Origin of the sequence: Hydrogenovibrio marinus, from assembly GCF_013340845.1 — a bacterium.
GTDB classification, from domain to species: domain Bacteria; phylum Pseudomonadota; class Gammaproteobacteria; order Thiomicrospirales; family Thiomicrospiraceae; genus Hydrogenovibrio; species Hydrogenovibrio marinus.
Map to the genome: position 1 here is coordinate 1,523,469 of NZ_AP020335.1, position 16,487 is coordinate 1,539,955.

General features: G+C 43.6%; 19 protein-coding genes. 9 read left to right on the forward strand and 10 right to left on the reverse strand.

Annotation, left to right across the window (positions count from 1 at the left end; all coding sequences use genetic code 11):
* The first annotated feature begins 19 nt into the window (after positions 1 to 19).
* Together HVMH_RS07300 and trxA are read left to right on the forward strand one after the other, a co-directional pair.
* Positions 20 to 1,408 carry a class II fumarate hydratase gene (locus HVMH_RS07300; protein WP_029909392.1) on the forward strand — a complete coding sequence of 463 codons (1,389 nt, stop codon included), beginning with the start codon at positions 20 to 22 and terminating at the stop codon, positions 1,406 to 1,408.
* Positions 1,409 to 1,438: 30 nt separating this feature from the next.
* Positions 1,439 to 1,813, forward strand: coding sequence for a thioredoxin (gene trxA, locus HVMH_RS07305; RefSeq protein ID WP_029909394.1), 375 nt, complete (start codon positions 1,439 to 1,441; stop codon positions 1,811 to 1,813).
* A gap of 40 nt (positions 1,814 to 1,853) precedes the next feature.
* Here trxA and HVMH_RS07310 read toward each other — a convergent pair whose 3' ends face one another.
* Entirely contained in the window at positions 1,854 to 2,486 is a 633-nt protein-coding gene (locus HVMH_RS07310) for a CBS domain-containing protein (protein WP_029909396.1), read from the reverse strand.
* A 201-nt stretch (positions 2,487 to 2,687) separates the two neighbouring features.
* On the opposite strand from HVMH_RS07310, the gene HVMH_RS07315 reads away from it, so the two are divergent.
* From HVMH_RS07315 to HVMH_RS07335, 5 genes are all read left to right on the forward strand, one after another.
* Positions 2,688 to 3,290: a peroxiredoxin gene (locus HVMH_RS07315; protein ID WP_029909397.1), complete on the forward strand. Its 603-nt coding sequence runs from the start codon at positions 2,688 to 2,690 to the stop codon at positions 3,288 to 3,290.
* A 68-nt stretch (positions 3,291 to 3,358) separates the two neighbouring features.
* Positions 3,359 to 4,234: a (2E,6E)-farnesyl diphosphate synthase gene (gene ispA / locus HVMH_RS07320; RefSeq protein ID WP_029909398.1), complete on the forward strand. Its 876-nt coding sequence runs from the start codon at positions 3,359 to 3,361 to the stop codon at positions 4,232 to 4,234.
* Between the two features lie 87 nt (positions 4,235 to 4,321).
* Positions 4,322 to 4,711 (forward strand): 6-carboxytetrahydropterin synthase QueD, encoded by a 390-nt coding sequence (gene queD / locus HVMH_RS07325; RefSeq protein WP_029909399.1) that lies wholly within the window; start codon positions 4,322 to 4,324, stop codon positions 4,709 to 4,711.
* 23 nt (positions 4,712 to 4,734) lie between these two features.
* Positions 4,735 to 5,025, forward strand: coding sequence for an STAS domain-containing protein (locus tag HVMH_RS07330; protein WP_029909400.1), 291 nt, complete (start codon positions 4,735 to 4,737; stop codon positions 5,023 to 5,025).
* 16 nt (positions 5,026 to 5,041) lie between these two features.
* Entirely contained in the window at positions 5,042 to 5,842 is an 801-nt protein-coding gene (locus tag HVMH_RS07335; RefSeq protein WP_029909401.1) for a prepilin peptidase, read from the forward strand.
* Between the two features lie 49 nt (positions 5,843 to 5,891).
* Here HVMH_RS07335 and HVMH_RS07340 read toward each other — a convergent pair whose 3' ends face one another.
* On the reverse strand, positions 5,892 to 6,209 hold the full coding sequence (locus tag HVMH_RS07340; protein ID WP_051622988.1) for a DUF3579 domain-containing protein: 318 nt from the start codon (positions 6,207 to 6,209) through the stop codon (positions 5,892 to 5,894).
* Between the two features lie 251 nt (positions 6,210 to 6,460).
* Here HVMH_RS07340 and HVMH_RS07345 point away from each other — a divergent pair, with 251 nt between their 5' ends.
* Positions 6,461 to 7,528 carry a 3-deoxy-7-phosphoheptulonate synthase gene (locus tag HVMH_RS07345; RefSeq protein WP_029909405.1) on the forward strand — a complete coding sequence of 356 codons (1,068 nt, stop codon included), beginning with the start codon at positions 6,461 to 6,463 and terminating at the stop codon, positions 7,526 to 7,528.
* Positions 7,529 to 7,546: 18 nt separating this feature from the next.
* On the opposite strand, the gene thiL is transcribed toward HVMH_RS07345, so the two are convergent.
* From thiL to glyA, 8 genes are all read right to left on the reverse strand, one after another.
* Entirely contained in the window at positions 7,547 to 8,530 is a 984-nt protein-coding gene (gene thiL / locus HVMH_RS07350; RefSeq protein ID WP_029909407.1) for a thiamine-phosphate kinase, read from the reverse strand.
* 89 nt (positions 8,531 to 8,619) lie between these two features.
* Positions 8,620 to 9,114: a transcription antitermination factor NusB gene (gene nusB, locus HVMH_RS07355; protein WP_029909410.1), complete on the reverse strand. Its 495-nt coding sequence runs from the start codon at positions 9,112 to 9,114 to the stop codon at positions 8,620 to 8,622.
* A 14-nt stretch (positions 9,115 to 9,128) separates the two neighbouring features.
* Positions 9,129 to 9,590 carry a 6,7-dimethyl-8-ribityllumazine synthase gene (gene ribH, locus HVMH_RS07360; protein WP_029909411.1) on the reverse strand — a complete coding sequence of 154 codons (462 nt, stop codon included), beginning with the start codon at positions 9,588 to 9,590 and terminating at the stop codon, positions 9,129 to 9,131.
* Positions 9,591 to 9,719: 129 nt separating this feature from the next.
* Positions 9,720 to 10,835 carry a bifunctional 3,4-dihydroxy-2-butanone-4-phosphate synthase/GTP cyclohydrolase II gene (ribBA, locus tag HVMH_RS07365; protein WP_029909413.1) on the reverse strand — a complete coding sequence of 372 codons (1,116 nt, stop codon included), beginning with the start codon at positions 10,833 to 10,835 and terminating at the stop codon, positions 9,720 to 9,722.
* 65 nt (positions 10,836 to 10,900) lie between these two features.
* Positions 10,901 to 11,551 carry a riboflavin synthase gene (locus HVMH_RS07370; protein WP_029909415.1) on the reverse strand — a complete coding sequence of 217 codons (651 nt, stop codon included), beginning with the start codon at positions 11,549 to 11,551 and terminating at the stop codon, positions 10,901 to 10,903.
* A 9-nt stretch (positions 11,552 to 11,560) separates the two neighbouring features.
* The gene (gene ribD, locus HVMH_RS07375) at positions 11,561 to 12,721 is read right to left on the reverse strand and encodes a bifunctional diaminohydroxyphosphoribosylaminopyrimidine deaminase/5-amino-6-(5-phosphoribosylamino)uracil reductase RibD (RefSeq protein WP_029909417.1); all 1,161 of its coding nucleotides are present in this window, start codon (positions 12,719 to 12,721) and stop codon (positions 11,561 to 11,563) included.
* A 15-nt stretch (positions 12,722 to 12,736) separates the two neighbouring features.
* On the reverse strand, positions 12,737 to 13,201 hold the full coding sequence (nrdR, locus tag HVMH_RS07380) for a transcriptional regulator NrdR (RefSeq protein WP_029909419.1): 465 nt from the start codon (positions 13,199 to 13,201) through the stop codon (positions 12,737 to 12,739).
* Between the two features lie 10 nt (positions 13,202 to 13,211).
* Positions 13,212 to 14,507 carry a serine hydroxymethyltransferase gene (gene glyA, locus HVMH_RS07385; protein WP_029909421.1) on the reverse strand — a complete coding sequence of 432 codons (1,296 nt, stop codon included), beginning with the start codon at positions 14,505 to 14,507 and terminating at the stop codon, positions 13,212 to 13,214.
* Positions 14,508 to 14,758: 251 nt separating this feature from the next.
* Between glyA and ettA the strand changes: the two genes are divergently transcribed.
* Positions 14,759 to 16,429 carry an energy-dependent translational throttle protein EttA gene (ettA, locus tag HVMH_RS07390; RefSeq protein ID WP_029909423.1) on the forward strand — a complete coding sequence of 557 codons (1,671 nt, stop codon included), beginning with the start codon at positions 14,759 to 14,761 and terminating at the stop codon, positions 16,427 to 16,429.
* Positions 16,430 to 16,487: the final 58 nt, after the last annotated feature.

A 16,487-nucleotide genomic window follows, 5' to 3' on the forward strand; every position in this document is an offset into this window, starting at 1 on the left:
TTGGATGAGATCGACTTATATGACACAGGCATTTCGCACAGAAAAAGACAGCATGGGAACACTCGAAGTTCCCGTTGATGCGCTTTATGGCGCACAAACACAAAGAGCCATTAACAACTTCCCTATTAGCCACACGCCAATGCCGAAAAAATTCATTCAAGCACTCGGCTATGTAAAATTCGCCTGTTCCGAAAGTAACCTTGAACTGAATCTCTTATCCCAAGAAAAAGCAACCGCCATTCAAGCTGCCGCAAAAGAGTTAATCGACGGCAAATACTATGAGCATTTTCCGATAGATGTATTTCAAACTGGATCTGGTACCAGTACCAATATGAATGCGAACGAAGTGATTGCCCACCTTGCAAATCAAATGATGGCAACTGAAGTTCACCCTAATGATGACGTCAATATGAGCCAAAGTTCAAATGATGTTATTCCTACAACCATTCATATCTCAGCCGCTATTGAGCTAGAAGAGCACCTATTACCTGCGTTGACGCACCTTGCGTCAGTATTGAAAGACAAAGAACAAGAAGTTGGAGACATTGTCAAAACCGGTCGCACGCATTTAATGGATGCCACCCCTGTTACCCTTGGACAAGAAATTTCTGCATGGCGCCAACTTATTGAAGATAACATTGACCGCCTAAAAGACACACAAAAACGTTTACATAAATTACCTCAAGGTGGCACTGCCGTTGGTACAGGCATCAATGCCGAACCAGAATTCAGTTCTTTGGTTTGTGCCAACCTTTCCACCATCACAGCGATTCCGTTTGAACCCATGCCTAACTTCTTCGTTGGCTTAAGTTCACAGGACACTGCATTGGAGTTAAGTGGACAATTAAACGTTCTGGCTGCCAGCTTAATGAAAATCGCTAACGACTTGCGTTGGATGAACTCTGGCCCTTTAGCGGGTCTGGGTGAAATCCAACTACCGGCACTCCAACCTGGAAGCTCAATCATGCCTGGTAAAGTCAACCCGGTTATTCCTGAAGCTGTTTGCATGGTCGCCGCCCAAATCATGGGAAATCACACCGCAATTACTGTTGGTGCGCAGTCGGGTAATTTTCAATTAAATGTAATGCTGCCAATGATTGCAACCAACCTGCTTCAAAGCTTGGAAATTGCTGCAAACGCAGCTACTCAACTTGCAGATCAAGCGATTACTGGGTTTGTGGTGAATGAGACCAAGCTTAATGAGGCATTGGAGATCAACCCGATTCTGGTAACCGCTTTAAACTCTGTTGTGGGCTACGAAACCGGCGCAAAAATCGCCAAAACAGCTTACCAAACCGGCCGACCTGTATTTGATGTCGCCAAAGAAATGACCGACTTAGACGATGAAACGCTTAAGCATTACCTCAACCCTCTTTTATTAACTCGCGGCGGAACACCATCCATCTAAGCTATTCAAAGCACTCACAAGGAGCAAACTATGGCAACCATCAATCTGACGGCAGAAGAATTTGAAAAAACCATCACAGATAATGACATCGTTATTCTAGATTTCTGGGCAGAATGGTGTGGTCCATGCAAGCAGTTTTCGCCGATTTTTGAATCCGTGTCTGAAAAACACCCTGATATCGTTTTCGCTAAAGTCAATGTTGAAGAACAGCAAGAACTTGCTGGCTTGTTTCAAGTACGTTCAATTCCAACATTGGTTTTCATGCGTGAAAAAATCGTGGTTTTCTCAAATCCAGGACTACTACCAGAGGCTAATTTAGAAGAAGGCATCAAAGGCCTACGCGAACTGGATATGGAACAGGTTCACAAAGATTTGGCTGAAGCGCAAAACAACGATCAAGCTTAAAGCAACACTAAGCCGCAGAACGCAAGTTCATGCGGCTTTTTTATGCATAGACCGTCAACGGCGGTTCTTCTGACAAACGTCTCACCAAGTCTGACAGCGTCACAATCCCCAACAACTTTTTGTCATCACTCAAGATAACGATACTGCCAATTTGATATTGACTCATGACCAATGCAACTTTCCTGATATCAGTTTTACCAAGGGTTGTAATCACCTCTTTATGCATCCATTGCCCAACGGTTTCCTGACGAATTTCCTCTAGCTCACCTTCTCTATCGACAATCGATCTTTGAAGTATTTCATGGAAAGAAATCATTCCTACCAGTGTCTCCATTTCATTCACCACTGGGATATGATGAATCGTATGGCGTTGCATCATTTCCCATGCATCCATTAAGGAAGCCTTCTCAGAAATGGTAAATACCGGTGTCGACATAATCTCACCAATATGAAAAACAGCATGACGCCCATCACCTTCTTTTACCGACTGATATTGATGAATGGCTTGGTGCATTTTCTTATTCTTTTCCGCCATCTCAAGATCAATATTGGTTTCTTCTAGCCCAGATTCCGGCACAGCCGGAACTTTAGCCGCAGGATCAACTCTTAGATCTGGACGTATTTGTGAAGTGCCAATGTAGCTTTGGCCTTCAGGCGAATAAACGATAAACATGCAACTTTTTCCTTAATAAGAAAAGCTCTATCACTGCTTTTAATATCGGCCAAACCCATGTTTTCTATAACAAAAACAGATAATAGCCTGAAAATATTTAAGGTATTTTTTGACTAAAAACACAGGAAATTGAACTTTCAATATGAAATGAATTGACTATACTATTGCAGATTCAGTTTAACAACTATAAGGAAATAACTTATGTCAGTATTAGTAACAAAAGCTGCTCCAGACTTTACAGCTGCGGCCGTTTTGGCAGATGGAACCATCGTTGATGACTTTAACTTGAAAAACCACATCAAGGGTAAATACGCGATTGTTTTCTTCTACCCTCTAGACTTCACTTTTGTTTGTCCTTCTGAAATCTTGGCTTTTGATCACCGTGTTGAGACTTTCAAAGCACTAAACACTGAAGTAATCGGTATTTCCGTTGACTCGCAATTCACTCACAACGCATGGCGCAACACACCTATTGAACAAGGTGGTCTAGGGAAAGTTAAATTCCCATTGGTTGCTGACCTTGGTGGGTCTATCATGGAAGCTTACGGTATCGTTCACCCAGGTAACGTTGCTCTACGTGGTGCTTTCCTAGTTGATGATCAAGGTATTGTTCGTCATCAAGTTGTTAACGACCTACCACTAGGCCGTAACGTTGATGAATTGGTTCGTATGGTTGAAGCGCTTCAATTCCACGAAGAATATGGTGAAGTTTGCCCAGCTGGTTGGAACAAAGGTGATTCAGGAATGAAAGATACGCCAGAAGGTGTTGCTGAGTACCTATCTAAAAACGCAGACAAGCTTTAATCCGCTTTTCGTAGTAAAAAAGGCTGTCCTCGGACAGCCTTTTTTGTTTTCCCTATTTGGAATGATGCATGAAAAAACAACTCGCCCTCTATCAACAACGAGTCAATGATGCCTTAACTCATTTTCTAACAAGCCATCAAACTGCCCCTACCGAGCTAGCTGAGGCCATTCGTTACGCAACCCTAAACAACGGCAAACGTTTAAGGCCAGCTCTAGTTTATGCTACCGGCGAAGCATTAGGCATGTCACTAGATAAGTTAGATGCTGCCGCATGCGCCATTGAGCTCGTCCATAGTTACTCTTTGGTTCATGATGACTTACCGGCAATGGACGATGATGACTTACGCCGAGGCGTACCAACTTGTCATATCAAATACGGCGAGGCAACTGCAATACTCGTAGGAGATGCTCAGCAAACCCTGGCTTTTGATTGTTTGGCGAATGGCACCAACCTTTCGGACAAACATAAAGTCAGTATGGTTCAAATTCTTAGTCAAGCTTCTGGGACTGTCGGAATGATTGGTGGACAGTTTATTGATATTCACTCTGAAGGAAAACTCCCCTCCCTTTCAGCATTGCAGAAAATGCATCAAATGAAAACTGGTGCACTTATCCAAGCTGCATTATTACTGGGAGCTTGCCAATCAGACCGCTTTGACGCCCTTAGACCCAACCTGGCATATTTTGCTGAAAAAATCGGGCTCGCTTTCCAGATTCAGGATGATATTCTTGATATAGAATCCAATACCGAAACCCTTGGCAAACCGCAAGGTAGTGATGAAGATGCCGACAAGGCAACCTATCCGAAACTTATCGGCCTTGACGCATCGAAAAACATGCGAGATACTCTTATCTCCGAAGCCAAGGAATGTCTAACAAAAATGGATATTCAAAGCGATTTTCTAATCTCAATCGCTGGCTATATTGCAGATCGAAATCACTAAAGATAACAACCGATTAAAGAGTGCTCTACAACATGGGATATTTGCTATAATTTGCAATTATTCTTTACTAGATCAATTTGATACGAAATGGCTCAACAATTTGTTTTAAAAACATTACTCGATTTTGCATCTGCCCACAGCCTAAGAGGTTACCCGGGTGACTGTGCTAATCTGCACGGGCATAACTGGAAAATTGAAGTGGAAATTGTTGGACAAGAACTCAATGACATCGGCATGGTGATTGACTTCAAACAAATCAAGAAACATGCGAAAGAAATCGTTAAAGAGCTAGATCATAAATTTCTTAACGATATCGAATATTTCAAAACGGTCAATCCTACTGCAGAAAATATTGCCCAGTACCTTTTCAGACAAATACAGCAACGTATTGAGGCGCCAAACGTGACCATGCACCAAATTACCGTTTGGGAAAATGACCGAAATTGCGTTATTTACAGTGAACCTTCAACAAGTTAATCACCAAAGAGGCTGCTTACATCATGATCACACATGAATTGAAAGACCATTCACTCTGGCTACACGTTATCGACAACTTCACTGTCGACGACTTCAATACCTTCCAAGTAGCCCATCAAAATGCTGATTGTGACCAAATTATCATAGACTTCTCGAATGCGACTCACATTGACAGTGGTGGGTTAGGCATGCTGTTGCAACTTCGCTCACAACTGGGCGACAAAGCAGACCAGCTTATTCTCCACTCGGCTTCAGAACATATTCTGAAGATTTTTGAAGTGGTTAATTTCGATAAACTGTTCAAGATCACCTGATTTAGAAGCACACTAAATGCTCGAACTTTCCCCAGTAGCGCAAATTTCTCTCATCACTGTTTTTGGGCTACTACTAGGTAGTTTTCTGTCTATGTTGACATGGCGCCTACCTCGCATGATGGAATGGGAAGGTGAAGCCCAACTCAAACACATTTCTTTCACTCGCTCACATTGCCCTAGCTGTGATACCGCGCTCTCTTGGAAAGAACTCATCCCAGTATTCAGTTGGCTAAGTAGCAAAGGTCAATGCAGACACTGTAAAACATCCATTTCCGCTCGCTACCCTCTTATTGAATTATCGTCGATGCTTTTGACCTTAATCGTGGCACTTCACTTTGGACTTGACGCCAAAGGCTGGTTTGCACTGATTTTTACTTGGATGCTTATCGCAATTACCGTCATTGATATAGAGCATCAGCTGATTTTAGACATCCTTAGCCTACCTCTGCTATGGATTGGGCTCATCATCAACTCTCAGTCGGTCTTCACCGACCCTATTGATGCGATATGGGGCGCAGTCATTGGTTACATACTGCTTTGGACACTGTTTTATGCTTTCAAATTTCTAACCAAAAAGGAAGGAATGGGATTTGGAGACTTCAAGTTACTAGCAGCAATGGGCGCATGGTTTGGCGTAGAAGCACTGGCTCAAATCATCTTGATCGCTTCATTGAGCAGTATTTTGTGGATAGTAGCTCTCAGCTTATTCCATAGACGAAATCTACAAGAACCTGTCGCATTCGGCCCATTCTTGGCTTTGGGCGGCCTATGTACTTTATTGTTGGGAAGTTCGTTTATTTTTTCTTTGATTGCGTAAATCAGGAAAGGAGAGCTGAACGGCTCATGGAAATAAAAATCCTAGTCAGTTAGCTTCCTAACTCAGATTCCATTTCTTCACAGACTTGTGTCATTTTCAGTTTGTTGTTTTTGACGAAATCCATGACATACTCAAACATACCAGGATTCACATCTTCCAATTGAGTATCGATAATCAAGCACTTCTGCCCTTGATATAACTCTGGATGCAATAGTTCGGAGAAAACCAAGCGGTGAGATGAGCCATAAGAAGCCATCATAGAGGCAATACGATCAATCCAATCACTCGGACGGAACTTCCTACCATCTTCGGTGTAGCCTTCGATAATGTAGCGACAATGAACCATAACTTCCAAACTAAACTTCATGCAACTTCACAAATAGCATGTGAAGTGCGTTAAATGCATCTATTTAAAACTTGCCGCGAATTTTAGCACACTAATTGAACTGAATAAATCAGACTTTTGCCTGATTCTGCTTAAATTCAACAAGGTTTGAATCAAAATCATTGATTAAAATGATAAATTCAAATATTTTTAGCCCCATAAAACCCTCAAATAATGGCATAATATGCCTCTTTTTTAAGACGTACCGAGACAAGTTGACGAGATATACCGAGATGAGCCATTTTCAAACAGATGACCTACGCATTAAAGCCATCACAGAAGTAAGTGCACCGGAAAAGTTGCATGAAAAATATCCTATTTCCGACCTTGCAGCTCAAACGGTTTATAACACTCGAGAAGCTATCAAAAACATCCTTCACGATAAGGACGATCGCATGCTTGTTGTCATCGGCCCTTGCTCTATCCATGACCCGAAAGCTGCCCGCGACTACGCAACTCGCTTAAAAACCCTTATTGAGAAATATGCCGACGACCTGCTGATCGTCATGCGTGTCTACTTTGAAAAACCAAGAACAACCGTTGGCTGGAAAGGGCTTATCAACGACCCGAACTTGGATGAATCTTTTGAAATCAATAAAGGTTTGGAATTGGCTCGCTCATTATTGCTAGACATCAATAGTGAAGGCGTACCGAGTGCAACTGAGTTTCTGGACTTGATTTCTCCGCAGTATGTTGCCGACTTGATCTCCTGGGGTGCTATCGGAGCCCGTACAACTGAAAGCCAAGGTCACAGAGAATTGGCTTCAGGTATCTCGTGCCCTATCGGTTTTAAAAACGGTACAGACGGTGGCTTTAAAATCGCGGTAGATGCCATTCGCGCTGCGAACAACCCTCATATTTTCTTGTCTCTTACCAAGCAAGGTCATTCTGCGATTTTCTCCACTACTGGAAATCCGGATTGCCATGTTATTTTAAGAGGCGGTAATGATGGCCCTAACTACGATGCACCGCATGTTGCTGAAGCCGTTAAAGCTCTTGAAGAAGCGCATGTACAAACCAAACTAATGGTTGATTGCAGTCATGCTAACAGTAACAAAGAACATAAGAATCAGCTAGTGGTGGCAAAATCCATTAGAGATCAACTTACATCGGGTGAACCACACATCATGGGTGCCATGATTGAAAGTCACATTACAGAAGGTCGTCAAGATGTTGTCGAAGGACAACCTTTGACTTACGGCCAAAGCATCACCGATGCTTGTATTGGTTGGGATGACAGCATCACTGCGCTTGAACTATTGGCTGAAGGCGTAAGAAACCGCAGAAAAGTCGCTAAATAAAGCAACCGCACTTCACCCTTAGAAGTGCTCATAGCCTTTTGCTGAAATGCTCTCGACAAGTTCGGGGGCATTTTTCCAAATAACCCCACTCTCTTCTCTTGGCACAATGGTGCCTATACTGCGAACAGGCACGCCCAAATCTTCTTTATTGATAGCGCTTTCAAATGCAGTTATCTGAGACACGGGTAGCGTAAAGCACAACTCATAGTCGTCCCCACCCGTTAACGGCAGCCAAGGATTATCTATCTCTTGCAGATATTGCTTCATTGAATCTGAGAATGGCATGGCCGCATAATCGACCTCGGCAGATACATTTGATGCCAGCAAAATATGTTCTAAATCAGCGATGAAACCATCAGAAATATCAATTGCTGCATTGGCAATATCACCGAGCATCAACCCTAACTTTACACGAGGTTCTGGCCGGTAAAACTTGTCGAAAACCGTACTAGACACCAACGCCGCATCATATTTTTTCAGTAGTGCCTGTAACGCCAATGCGCCATCACCAATGTTGCCGGACACATAAATCTTATCGCCAACTTTGGCAGCATCTCGCCTTAACACTTTGGCACTGTCGACCCAACCATGAGCGCTGACGGTCAAAGTCAAACGGTCACTTTTAGTGGTATCTCCTCCCACCAAAGGCACACCATACTTTGTCGCTAAACCCTTCAACCCTGCTGCAAAATCCATCAAAAATGATTTATCTGCACAACGCGGAGGTAAGCTCAAACAAAGAGTATAAAAGGCAGGAACCGCTCCCATCGCAGCTAAATCGCTCAGATTAACCGCCAATGCCTTCCATGCTATATCGTAACCTGACGTTTCTAAAGGAAAGTGAACCCCTTCCACCAAAGTATCCGTTACGACAACAAGCTTCTTACCTTCCGGGCAACTGATGACGGCACCATCATCGCCAATACCAATGTCTGTCGAATGGGAATGACCAATCAACCCTAATGGCTTAAAGAACTCATCAATGATTGAAAATTCTGACATAAGCCTCTCAAAGTTCTGTATTGATAGGTAAATTGATAGTAAAGATATGAAGCTTCACCTAAGAAAAGTAGTTGGTGAAGCCTTATTTGCTAATTGGATGCGTTAACTGCAGCAACTTCAAGTGAACGGATTTGCTGAGCGACCTTATCCAAAATCCCATTGATGTATTTATGGCTTTCTTCAGCACCAAAGCGCTTAGCTAACTCGACCGATTCATTCAAAACCACTTTATAGGGAATTTCTGGCTTGTACTTCAGTTCATAAACCCCAATCCGTAAAATGATTTTCTCAACCGGGTCAATCATCGCAACAGATCTGTCTAGAAACTGTCCATAAAGCTCATCAAAGTCTTCTGTTTCACTGACAACCGTGTTCACGATATCTTGGAACAAAGGAACATCAATACCTGTTAGGCGGCCTTCTTCATTGAATTCCTTGGTGATCTCCGAAATCTCGGAACGATTCAACTGCCATTGATAAAGAGCTTGTAGCGCCACTGCTCTGGATAAAGAACGTGGCGTTATCTTTGAATCGTCTTCGGCAATTTCTTCACCTTGCCCTGGCTTAAAATTAGATATATTCATAAAATCCGATAATCTTACAGTTGCTTCAAAACGTTTGCTGTTTCAATCGCAGCCAAGGTGCATTCTTCACCTTTGTTACCAGCTTTGGTTCCAGCGCGCTCGATCGCTTGCTCAATGGTATCAACCGTCAACACGCCAAAAGACACTGGCGTACCCGTTTGTAGAGAAACAACCCCTAGCCCTTTAACACACTCACCCGCAACATAATCGAAGTGTGGCGTACCACCACGAATCACCGCACCCAATGCGACGATAGCGTCATACTTGCCGGATTCAGCCATCTTTTTCGCAACCACTGGAATTTCAAACGCACCAGGTACAAGTACTTGTTGAATATTGTCTTCAGAACCACCATGACGGATGATGGTATCAACAGCACCTTTTACCAAGCTGTCTACGATAAAACTGTTAAAACGCCCGACTACCAAGCCAATTTTCAAACCCTGCGCCGTTAAGTGGCCTTCAACTGTTTTCATAGTGTTTCCTTTGTTTTACTGATTTGTTTTCTTATCTGTTTGCACTTGCATTTAGCGCATTTATTTTAACGTCACCTTGACGAAAAACCCTAATTTTTATATTTTTTTGCCCATTGCCTGCTTTTGAAATCAGTCTTTTTTATCAATGTGGCCAACAATTTCTAAGCCGAATCCGCTCAAAGCATTCATACGCCAAGCTGACCCAATAACCTTTAATTTATTCAGCCCCAAATCAGAAAGAATCTGTGCTCCAAGCCCGTAAGTCTTCGCATCATCTTCTACTTGAACTTCAGGCTGACTGATACCTCTGTCTTTCATTTGGAACTGCTGAATTTTATCCAATAACTCGGTACCTTCTTCATGCTTTCTTAGCACCACGATGACCCCCTTACCTTCTTCAGAGACCTGTTGCATCGCGGAACGCAATGACCATTTACATTCATCTCGCTTTGCAGAAAACAGATCACACAAAGTATCAGCCATGTGCACACGAACCGGAATTGGATCTTCTGAAGAAATATCTCCAAAGGTCAACGCAAAGTGCGCTCTATGATCCAGCACATCTTCATAACCAATCAGTGTAAAATCACCAAACTCGGTTGGCAAGCGGCACCGAGATACTCTTTCAATGGTTTTTTCGTTTTTAAGGCGGTATTCAATCAAGTCCGCAACCGTACCCAACTTAATACCGTGTTCTGCCGCAAACTTCTCCAAATCATCGCGACGCGACATCGTACCGTCTTCATTCATGATTTCGACAATAACCGATGCAGGTTCAAATCCTGCCATAGCCGCCAAATCACAACCAGCCTCAGTATGCCCTGCTCTTTCCAACACGCCACCAGCGCGCGCCATAATCGGGAAAACGTGACCCGGCGTAACAATATCGCTTGGCTGAGCATCGGCTTTCACTGCAGCTTGAATCGTAGTCGCTCTATCAGCAGCAGAAATCCCGGTCGTCACCCCTTGAGCCGCTTCAATGGAAACCGTAAAGTTCGTTCCTAAAGTATCTTGATTGTTTCGAGTCATCAGTGGCAAGTGCAATTGCTGACAACGTTCTTTTGTCAGAGTCAAACAAATCAGCCCTCTACCGAACTTCGCCATGAAGTTAATATCGTCGGCAGAAACCACACTGGCGGGCATCATCAAATCACCTTCATTCTCACGGTCTTCATCATCCATCAAGATGATCATCTTGCCTTGCTTGTAGTCTTCGATAATTTCTTCAATTGTATTTAATTGCATCTGCTTTGCTCTGTTTGAGTTTGTCTTGTATTTCTCTTGGATGACCTATTGTGCATCAACCCTGTTTAGAGAAAACCGTTTTCGGCCAAAAGTTCTTTAGTGACTCGACTGCCTTCCGCCTCTTGCGGCGCAGTCATCATTCTTTCCAAGTAACGCGCCAATAGATCTACTTCAAGATTGACCTTGGAACCGATCTGCAAATCTTTAATGGTGGTTTCCTGGCGAGTGTGTGGCACGATATTGATATCAAAATTCGTTCCCTCAACCTTGTTGACGGTCAAGCTGATTCCGTTCAAACAAATCGATCCTTTCGCCGCAATATATTTTGCCAATGCCACAGGGGCGAGAATCTGATAACGCCATGAACGCGCATCCTGTTCAATAGTCAAAATCTCACCCACACCATCAACATGACCACTGACCAGGTGACCACCTAAACGATCTTGTAAACGTAGTGCTTTTTCTAAATTAACCGGAGAACCAACCAATAACTCGCCAAGAGTTGTGACACTTAAGCTTTCAGCGGATACGTCAGCAACGTAATGTCTGGCACCCAACTCGATAGCCGTGAGACAAACCCCGTTACAGGCGATGCTGTCCCCGATTTTGACATCAGCCATATCCAGCTTGCCGGTATCTATAGTGAAACGTGCATCACCATTCACCTGTTCGATTTTTGAAAGTGAACCTACGGATTCGATAATACCTGTAAACACACTTTTCTCCTATTTTGACAAGGTTGACTTCGACGGACTGAGCACCAAGTGCAAATCTTCACCAACTTTCTGAATAGCATCAAATTGGTACTGAATCTTATCCGACATAGACTGGATACTTGGCAATGCAAACATCGGTTTAGCGCTATCCCCCATCAATGAAGGGGCCACAAACGCATGAATTTCATTCACAAAACCTGACTCGATGAATGCACCCGCGACAATCGCGCCCGCTTCCACCATCACATCGCGCACCTGTTCTACTTCATATAGGTATTGGAGTACAGATTCAATATCAAGCCTATCATCTTCTGCTGCTACCGCAACGACCTCACCCCCAACCTGGTAGATTTTCTCTATCAAATCAGGGTTACGCTCCGCCGTTATCTTTGACGTCATCAACAAGGTTCTACCCGGAAGCGATAACATCTTTGCATCCAATGGCATACTCAAATTAGCATCCAGAACCACTCGTATCGGGTTTGCCGTCGTCTCATCAAGATTCATTGAGGCCAACACATCTGAATCCAAACGAACATTCAAACTTGGGTTGTCCGCAAGCACTGTTCCAATGCCTGTTACCACAGCACCATGCATTGCTCGCATTTTATGAACTTCTACTCTGGCTTCAGCGCCCGTAATCCATTGACTCTTTCCATCACTCATCGCTGTTCGCCCGTCAAGGCTACTGGCTATTTTCAAACGTACAAAAGGACGATTATTTGTCATGGAAAAGATAAACCCTTTATTTAAACTTTCTGCATCGGCTTGCATCAGTCCCACATCAACATTTATGCCTGCGGCTTGTAAACGCTTAATTCCACTACCGCCGACTTGAGGATTAGGGTCTTGCATTGCCACCACAACTCTAGCAACTTTTGCATCCACTAAGGCATCGGCGCAAGGTGGCGTTTTTCCAAAATGCGAACAAGGCTCTAACGTCACATAAACTGTTGCGCCCTCAACCGATAATGAAGCGGCTTTTGCGTTGGCTAAAGCCACACGTTCCGCATGTGGTTCACCAGCTTTTTGGTGCCAGCCTGTTGAGATAATACGACCATCTTTGGTGATTACACAACCCACAGATGGGTTTGGCTTTGTGGAATAATATCCTTGCTTCGCCAAGTCGATAGCTTGGCGCATCATTTCTTGGTCAAAGTCAGAGAACATTAATCACTCACAAAGTTACTGAGAAGTTGTCGCTTTAACCAGTTTTTCAATTTCTTCTCTAAATGCATTCACATCTTGGAAAGAACGATAAACCGAAGCAAATCTGACATAAGCGACTTGATCGATTTCTTTCAAAGCTTCCATTACCAGCTCACCGATTTGCGACGAAGGCACTTCTTTAAGCCCATCCGCCGTCAGTTGTTTGGTGATTTTATGGATCACTTGATCGATTGCATCACTTTCAACCGGACGTTTCTCAAGTGCTTTGATCAAGCCCCCTCGAATTTTATCCTCGTAAAATCTTTCACGATTCCCGTCTGATTTAATTACTCTAGGCAACGTCAGTTCTGCCGTCTCATAAGTGGTGAAACGTTCCATACACTGGATACATTCACGACGACGGCGCACCTGCGCGCCATCAGTCGCTAAGCGTGAGTCAATAACTCTAGTATCAGGTGCGTTACAAAACGGACATTGCATAAATCAGCACTTACATCTGCATAAAGTCAGTGGCATTTGTATAAACAGGACGGTCAGCACAAAGTGCTTCAACTTTTTGACGAACCTGATCCACAACTTCTTCATCCCAAGTACCATCATCTTGGCTACAAGAATCAATCACATCACACATCCAGTTGGCCAGATTAGTTGAATCTTCAACCGTGAAACCGCGTGTTGTAGATGCCGCTGTACCAATACGAATACCACTTGTTACAAATGGTGACATAGGATCATTTGGAACTGAGTTCTTGTTAACCGTAATGTGCGCTGCATCCAATGCTGCGTCAACCAACTTACCAGTCAAACCTTGTTGAATGAAGCTCACCAAGAACAAGTGGTTCTCAGTCCCTTTAGAAACGACATCATAACCACGATCCATGAATACTTTCGCCATGGCTTTCGCGTTTGCTTTGACGTTTTGGATATAAGTTTTGAATTCAGGTTCCATTGCTTCTTTAAACGCAACCGCTTTTGCTGCGATAACGTGCATCAAAGGACCACCTTGTGCGCCAGGGAAGATGGCAGAGTTCAATTTCTTCTCAATCTCAGGGTTCGCTTTAGCCAAAATCAAACCTGAACGAGGTCCACGAAGTGTTTTATGAGTTGTGGTCGTGGTAACGTCAGCGATTTGTACTGGATTTGGATATTCACCTACTGCAACCAAACCAGCCACGTGAGCCATATCAACCATCAGGTAAGCGCCAACCATATCAGCGATATCTCTGAAACGTTGCCAATCAACGACTTGCGAGTATGCAGAGAAGCCGGCAATGATCATTTTTGGCTTGTGCTCTTTTGCCAAACGCTCAACTTCTTCATAGTCGATTTCACCTGTTTCAGGGTTCAAACCATACTGAACGGCGTTATAGATTTTCCCTGAAAAGCTTACGTGAGAACCGTGAGTCAAATGCCCACCGTGTGCTAGGCTCATCCCTAGAACGGTATCGCCTGGCTCTAAAAGTGCCATGTAAACCGGTGCATTCGCTTGCGAACCTGAGTGAGGTTGTACGTTTGCATAGTCCGCACCAAACAATTCTTTCGCTCTGTCGATGGCTAGTTGTTCAACAACATCAACAAACTCACAACCACCGTAGTAGCGTTTCCCTGGATAACCTTCAGCATATTTATTCGTCAAAACACTGCCTTGAGCTTCCATTACTCTTGGGCTGGTGTAGTTTTCTGATGCGATCAATTCGATATGATCTTCCTGACGTTGCGCTTCTGATTTGATTGCATCCGCCAATACATCGTCGTAACCTGCAATCGTCATTGACTTATCAAACATGCTGTTTTCTCCACACTGAATTAACTTTTAAAAATAAAGAGGAATTCTACCAATTATCAACGCTTGAAACTACTTTTCTCTACGGGTAATTCACAAGAAAATAAAACCAATTTCCTATTCATTGACATTTGCTTCTATAATTCAGCGTAAATAAAAATAATAAGTTCTCTTTAACTTTATTAAATAGAGGATTTTCGGTACAGTTATCGATTATTTTCGTACGTAAAACAAACCCCAGTAAGAGTTAAGCAATGGCACAATTTGTCTATACCATGAACCGAGTCGGGAAAGTTGTTCCCCCTTCTAGATACATTCTGAAAGATATTTCCCTTTCGTTCTTTCCAGGCGCCAAAATCGGTGTTTTGGGCCTTAACGGTGCGGGTAAATCCACCCTTTTGAGAATCATGGCGGGTATTGATACCGATATCGTCGGTGAAGCAAGACCCCAACCTGGCATAAAAGTAGGCTACTTACCTCAAGAACCACAACTTGACCCAACCAAAGATGTTCGCGGCAATGTTGAAGAGGCTGTCAAAGACGTTAAAGATGCCTTTGCGCAACTAGATCAAATTTACGCCGCCTATGCTGAACCGGATGCAGATTTCGATGCCTTGGCGAAAAAACAGGCTGAAATCGAAGACTTGATTCAAGCAATGGACGGTCACAACCTTGAGCGTCGTCTTGAAATTGCTGCCGATGCTTTACGTCTGCCACCTTGGGATGCAGACGTCACCAAATTGTCCGGTGGTGAACGCCGTCGTGTAGCGTTATGCAAGTTGTTACTCGAGAAACCAGACATGCTATTACTGGATGAGCCGACCAACCACTTGGATGCAGAATCCATTGCATGGCTTGAACGCTTCCTACTTGAATTCAGCGGAACAGTGGTAGCCATCACGCATGACCGTTACTTCCTAGACAATGCCGCTGAATGGATTCTAGAACTTGACCGTGGACAAGGTATTCCTTACCAAGGCAACTACTCTTCTTGGCTAGAGCAAAAAGAAAAACGTCTTGAGATTGAAGCTAAGCAAGAAGCGGCTCGCATGAAAACCATTCAAAACGAATTGGAATGGGTGCGCTCAAATGCGAAAGGGCGTCATGCCAAATCCAAGGCACGTCTTGCCCGCTTTGACGAGCTTAGTAGCCAAGAATCTCAAAAACGAAATGAAACCAAAGAAATCTTCATCCCGGTTGCAGAACGCCTAGGTGAAAAAGTTATTGAAGTGAAAAACCTAACCAAAGGGTTTGGCGACAGATTGTTAATTGATGATTTAACCTTCAATCTGCCTCAAGGGGGGATTGTCGGTATCATCGGGCCTAACGGAGCCGGTAAATCGACATTATTCCGCATGCTGACCGGGCAAGAACAACCAGATTCAGGTGAAATCAACTTCGGTGAAACGGTTCAACTGTCTTATGTCGACCAAAGCCGGGATGCACTGGATGACAGCAAAACCGTTTACGAGGAAATCTCGCAAGGCGATGAAATCTTCACCGTCGGAAACATTGAAATCAACGCCCGTGCTTACGTTGGTCGTTTCAACTTTAAAGGCACCGACCAACAAAAACGCATCGGTGAACTGTCCGGTGGTGAACGCAATCGCGTACACTTGGCAAAAACATTACGTAGCGGTGGTAACCTATTGCTCCTTGATGAACCTACCAACGACTTGGATGTTGAAACCCTTCGTGCATTGGAAGAGGCACTTTTGGATTTCGCTGGTTGTGCCGTGGTGATCTCGCATGACCGCTGGTTTCTAGACCGTATCGCCACTCATATGTTAGCATTTGAAGGAGATTCACACGTAGAATGGTTCGAGGGTAACTTCTCTGACTACGAAGAAGACTTAAAACGTCGAAAAGGTGCAGATGCTGCTCAACCGCATCGTATAAAATATAAGCCTATTTCGAAAGACTGATAACGATAACTTAGCATTGTGATTTTTACTTTCTGACCCCATTTTTAAGGAAAAAGAT